The sequence below is a fragment of the Rhodococcus sp. (in: high G+C Gram-positive bacteria) genome (assembly GCF_049286785.1).
Classification (GTDB): Bacteria; Actinomycetota; Actinomycetes; order Mycobacteriales; family Mycobacteriaceae; genus Rhodococcus_F.
On sequence record NZ_JBAQEO010000241.1, the window covers coordinates 1 to 4,593 of the forward strand.

Sequence of the window (4,593 nt, forward strand, 5' to 3'; positions counted from 1 at the left end):
ACCCCTGTTCGGGGTCTTTTACCATCCGCAGCGATCCTCCTGACGGCTCCGTGCCCCGTCCGTTCGCCGGACCAATCCAGTCTCACAGTCACAGTGGTCTATTCAGGCGGAACCGGTGTCACATTGGGCGACCAGCGCGGGGACGGCGACCAGCGCGGGGACGGCGACCGGCGCGGGGGACGACCGGCGCGGGGGGACGACGCCTGCTACACGCGGAGGCGCTCGCGGCGAAGTTGCTCGACCTCGGGGAGGTCGAGGGGGGCGAGTTCGTCTACTTGCAGCGCCCGTTTGAGGAGGAGGTCGGCGAGTTCGGGGTTGCGGGCGAGGGCGGGCCCGTGCATGTAGGTGCCGATGACGGAGCCTTGGACGGCACCTTCGAGGCCGTCCCCGACTCCGTTCCCGACGCCGTGTCTGACGCGGCCGAGCGCTGTGGCTCCGGGTCCGAGTGTGGTTCCGCCGCGGTGGTTTTCGAATCCGGTGAGCGGTTGGGTGAGTCCGTCGATCAGCGGGGTGCTGATCACTTCGCCGATGGAGCGGGCAGGTTGCGGCGACGTCGTGACGTCGAGCATCGAGACGCCGTCGACGCGTTCACCGCTCGAGGTTTCGTACCAGTTGCCCAGCACCTGGATGGCCGCGCAGATCGCGAGGACGGGTGCTCCGCGTTCGGCGGCCTTCTGCAGTCCGGGATATCGGCCGAGGTGCCGGGTGGCGAGGCGCTGCGCCGAGTCTTCCGCACCGCCGAGGGTGTAGACGTCGAGGGAGTCGGGGACGGGGTCGTTCAGGGTGATCTCGATGACCTCGGCGTCGTATCCGCGCATGCGCAGCCGCTGCCGGAGGATCAGGGCGTTGCCGCCGTCGCCGTAGGTGCCCATCACGTCGGGAAGGACCAGGCCGATGCGTACGGTCGAGTCAGACATTGCGTGCCGCCTCCCTCGCGATAGCGGTGTTCAGGTCGCGGAATGCGGTGTAGTTGGCGAGTACTTCGACGCGTCCGGGCGGGCAGGATGCGATGGCTCGCAAGGGGTCGGGGTCGAGCGTGTGCTCGACTCCGGCGTATGTGAGGCGCACGGCGAGATCGGTGCCGCGTTCGCCTGCGGCTACCACCTTGACGCCCTCGAAGTGTTCGAATCGGACGTCCCACAACCAGGACAGGTCTTCGCCGTCGGGCACCTGGCCGTTGACGGCGATCACCAGTCCGTCGACGGTGGGATCGATCATCGACAGCGCTTCCTGCCAGCCTGCGGGGTTCTTGGCGAGCAGCATGTGCACGGAATGCGACCCGATCTGGACGGTGCTGTAGCGGCCGGCCACTTCCTGGACGGTGGCCGCGGCCGCGACCGCGTCTTCCGGCTTCGCGCCCATAGTCACAGCGGCGGCGACGGCCTGGGCCGCGTTGCCCCGGTTCGCGCGTCCGGGGAGCGCCAGCGTCAGGGGGATCTTCAGTCCGTCGGGACCGTACAGATTCTCGTCGTCCAGCCACCAGTCCGGGGTGGGCCGGGCGAAATCGGAACCTGTGCTACGCCAGTGGGTTCCCTCCCAGACGATCGGTTCACCGGTGCGGGGGCAGCTGGCGGCATCGCTGGCCCAGCCGCCACCGGCCGCCACCCACACCACCTTTTTCGCGTCGTAGGCGACGGAGGCGACGAGGACGTCGTCGCAGTTGGCGATCACGAGGGTCTCGGGATGTGCGGCGACGCAGGCCCGGAGTTTGCGTTCGATCATGTTGATCTCGCCGACACGGTCGAGTTGGTCGCGGCTGAGGTTGAGCAGTACGAGGACTTCGGGGTGGACGGCGTCGCATACGTGCGGGACGTGGAGTTCGTCGACCTCGAGCGCGGCGAGCGGTGCGTGGAGCCGGTTACTCAGGGCGGCGACGATGCCGGCGTCCATGTTCGCGCCGTCGGCCTGGGTGGCCACGTCGTCGAGGGTCGAGAGTGCCGCGGCGGTCATCCGGGTGGTGGTGGACTTGCCGTTGGTGCCCGTGATCACCACGGTGCGCCGTTCACGGCCGAGTTGTTGCATCAAGCTCGGGTCGATCACGAGCGCGATGAGGCCGCCGATCATCGAGCCCTTACCGCGTCCCGCTTTCTGTGACGCCCAGGACGCGGCCGCCGCCGCACGGAGCGCGATCTTGCCGCGGGTCGTGATCCCGGTTCCAGTACTCACCTGGCGAGTTTTGCACAGCGTCCCGTCAGACGCCGACTCGCTCCGGGACAGGCGAGCGGGAAAGCGTGTTCCGGCGCACTCCGGCGGGCAGCTGGGTGGTGGCGGCGCCGGTGATGACGATCACCCCGCCTATCAGGGACAGTAGGCTCGGCTCCTCATGTAGGACGAGCCAGGACGCCCCGATCCCGACCACGGGAACCAGCAGCGAGAACGGCGCGACCATGCCCGCCGGATACCGGCTGAGCAGCGACGTCCACAACCCCGACCCCACGATAGTGCCGAGAATCACGATATAGGCCAGACCCACAAGTGCCTGCCGGCCGTCGCCGTGCAGAGACGCCACGAGCGCGTCCCAGCCGGCTGTGGGCCCTTCCACGGCCGCGGACAGCGCCAGCATCGGCAGCGGCGGGATCACGCACATCCAGAGCATCAACCGCATCGGCTGGTCGGACGCCGCCTGCCGGTTGCCGATGTTGCCCAGCGCCCATGAGAGCCCGGCGAGCAGGGTCAGCGCCACCGGCAGCAGGGCGGCGTGTTGGGTGCGGTCCCAGCCGATGAGCACCATGCCGATCACCGCGACGAGAAGTCCGGACACCTGGACGGGGCGCAGTCGCTCGCGCAGCACAATGGCGCCGAGTGCCACGGTGAACGGCGCCGACGACTGCAGTACGAGCGACGCCAGGCCCGTCGGCATCCCGGCGTGCATCGCCCAGAACAGGAAGGTGAACTGGCCGACCCCGAAGCCGAGTCCGTAGAGCCACAGCCACTTGGCGGGAACTTGGGGCCGGGGAACGAACAGGATCACCGGGACGGCGATTACGAGAAACCGAAGGCCCGCGTAGAAGAACGGCGGAAAATGGTCGAGGCCCATCCGAATGGCGAGGAAGTTGAGTCCCCACAGCACGACCACGGTCAGGCCGAGCAGTCGGTCGCGGGGGGTCATGACCTTTATCGTGAGCGATACGAATGATCAGGACAAGCGCACAAAAGTACATCATCCATGTAGTTTTGCTACATGGATGCGACGCGTCTTCGGATATTGCGTGAGCTGGCGGACCGCGGGACGGTGGCGGCGGCCGCCGATGCCCTCACGATGACGCCGTCGGCTGTGTCGCAGCAGCTCAAGGTTCTGTCGCGCGAGGCCGGTGTGACACTGCTCGAGCCCGACGGCCGGCGACTGCGCCTCACCGACGCCGGACAGGCACTGGTGGTCCGCGCGGACGACGTGATCGCCGCCCTGGACCGCGCCTCGGCGGAGATGGCCGCCTACCGCGGTTCGCCGCGGGGTCGCGTGCGGGTGGCCCTGTTCCCGTCCGGTGCCGCGTTGCTGTTGCCGGGCGTCCTGGAGGCTCTCGCCGGTAGCGGTGTGGACGTGCAGGCCCGCGACGAGGATGTGCCGTCCTCCGAGGTTCCGTCACTGCTCGCCGATTACGAGGTGGTTCTCACGCATCGCGACGAGCGTGCCCCGGACACGTCCTCGCCGCGCGTGACGGCCGAACCGTTGATGCGTGAACCCATCGACCTCATTCTGCCGCCGGGGCACCCGTTGTCGGGGCAGGAATCGGTGCGGGCGGAACAGTTGGCCGACGAGTCGTGGATCAGTGTGCGTGGCGGATTTCCTGTCGACGACGTGCTGCTCTCGGTGGCGTCGGCGACCGGGGTGCAGCCGCGGGTGGTACTGCGTATCAACGACTTCCGCGTGATCGAGGAGCTGGTGGCGGGTGGTCACGGCGTGGCGCTGCTGGCTCGTCACGCCGTGACCAATCCGCGCGTGGTCCGGTTGCCGCTGGCGGGTGTGCGCGCCGCCCGAATCTACGAGTTGGCGAGGCGTCCGACAGCGGACGACGTCCCGGCGGTGGCCATGGTGCTGCAGGCTTTCCGGGACGTCGCGGCGCGGGTCGAGAACTGAGATATCAGCTCAGCGAAGTTCAGCTCAGAGCTTTTGCCTTGAGAGCCTGGAACTCTTGTTCCGTGATGGTGCCTGCGTCGAGGAGCGCCTTCGCGTGGGCGATCTCCTCTGAGGACGACTTGCCCGCCACCTCGCGGATGTAGCTGTCCTGCGCCTGCTTCACCTGCTGAGCGGCGGCCATCGAGCGTTCGGCCATGCCGTCGCTCTTGACGATGAGGTACACCAGCGACGTCAGGAGGGGGATGAAGAAGAGGAAGATGATCCACACTGCCTTGGCCCAACCGGACGTCTTATGGTCGCGGAACAGGTCGGTGATGATGGAGAACAACAGGATCAGATACGCCACGAAGGCGAAGCTGACGAGAATGACCCAGAGGAAGTCCCAGAAAGAATCCATGGTGGTGCGCTCCATTCACAGTGTTGAGACGTAGCGCCGACTATCGCACCACGGGTGACCGTCCGCGTCATCCGAAACAGGTGAATTGTCCGATAACAAAACTTCCGGACATGGAAGACGG

Annotated in this window: 5 protein-coding genes; 1 reads left to right on the forward strand and 4 read right to left on the reverse strand. The window is 67.3% G+C overall.

The window, feature by feature from the left end; all coding sequences use genetic code 11:
- Positions 1–206: 206 nt before the first annotated feature.
- Genes WAW17_RS09725 through WAW17_RS09735 form a run of 3 tightly spaced genes read right to left on the reverse strand, consistent with a single transcriptional unit; the run spans position 207 to position 3,109 of the window.
- A complete protein-coding gene (locus WAW17_RS09725; protein WP_422332774.1) occupies positions 207–917 on the reverse strand; it encodes a type 1 glutamine amidotransferase in 711 nt (236 codons plus the stop codon).
- Entirely contained in the window at positions 910–2,166 is a 1,257-nt protein-coding gene (locus WAW17_RS09730) for a MurT ligase domain-containing protein (RefSeq protein ID WP_422332775.1), read from the reverse strand. The genes WAW17_RS09725 and WAW17_RS09730 overlap by 8 nt, the downstream gene beginning before the upstream one ends.
- A 25-nt stretch (positions 2,167–2,191) precedes the next feature.
- Entirely contained in the window at positions 2,192–3,109 is a 918-nt protein-coding gene (locus tag WAW17_RS09735) for an EamA family transporter (RefSeq protein WP_422332776.1), read from the reverse strand.
- A 72-nt stretch (positions 3,110–3,181) separates the two neighbouring features.
- On the opposite strand from WAW17_RS09735, the gene WAW17_RS09740 reads away from it, so the two are divergent.
- Positions 3,182–4,075 (forward strand): LysR family transcriptional regulator, encoded by an 894-nt coding sequence (locus tag WAW17_RS09740; RefSeq protein WP_422332777.1) that lies wholly within the window; start codon positions 3,182–3,184, stop codon positions 4,073–4,075.
- A gap of 19 nt (positions 4,076–4,094) precedes the next feature.
- Here the strand turns inward: WAW17_RS09740 and WAW17_RS09745 are convergent, their stop codons facing one another.
- Positions 4,095–4,472, reverse strand: coding sequence for an SHOCT domain-containing protein (locus WAW17_RS09745; RefSeq protein WP_422332778.1), 378 nt, complete (start codon positions 4,470–4,472; stop codon positions 4,095–4,097).
- Positions 4,473–4,593: the final 121 nt, after the last annotated feature.

Bases quoted from the DNA above. Each gene is read 5' to 3' on its own strand.
- WAW17_RS09725 (WP_422332774.1), bottom strand. From the start codon at position 917: ATGTCTGACTCGACCGTACGCATCGGCCTGGTCCTTCCCGACGTGATG.
- WAW17_RS09735 (WP_422332776.1), bottom strand. From the start codon at position 3,109: ATGACCCCCCGCGACCGACTGCTCGGCCTGACCGTGGTCGTGCTGTGG.
- WAW17_RS09740 (WP_422332777.1), top strand. From the start codon at position 3,182: ATGGATGCGACGCGTCTTCGGATATTGCGTGAGCTGGCGGACCGCGGG.
- WAW17_RS09745 (WP_422332778.1), bottom strand. From the start codon at position 4,472: ATGGATTCTTTCTGGGACTTCCTCTGGGTCATTCTCGTCAGCTTCGCC.